The sequence below is a fragment of the Halomonas borealis genome (assembly GCF_004798905.1).
GTDB classification, from domain to species: Bacteria; Pseudomonadota; Gammaproteobacteria; order Pseudomonadales; family Halomonadaceae; genus Halomonas; species Halomonas borealis.
This window is the reverse complement of the sequence record NZ_SDMO01000067.1, coordinates 1-272: the sequence shown is the minus strand read 5'-3', so window position 1 is coordinate 272 and position 272 is coordinate 1. Positions and strand designations below refer to the sequence as shown.

At 36.4% G+C, this 272-nt stretch carries 1 protein-coding gene; it reads right to left on the bottom strand.

Going from position 1 to position 272, the window contains the following annotated elements; translation table 11 throughout:
- A partial coding sequence (locus ETC07_RS16195; RefSeq protein WP_240724690.1) for a UbiA prenyltransferase family protein occupies positions 1 to 272 on the bottom strand: 272 nt, incomplete at both ends.

Here is a 272-nt window from a genome sequence, read left to right as displayed (position 1 = left end):
GTTCCAAATCACAAATGTTATCGGAAAGCATGACATTGAAGTTCTGACAGAAACACATAATACCTATGAGAACAATCGGAAGAAGTTGGGAAAAATCCCACGTCCAGTTCATTTTCCAGCCGTCAAATTGAATGAAAAAGTACTGTAAATCATAAGAATTAATATATACAGCGAGAAAGAAACCGAAAAATCCTTCACATAGGCCAGCTAAAATTTCACCTAAAGGAAAGCGACTGAAAGCAAAGGGGCCATATGTATAAAAGATTGCTACA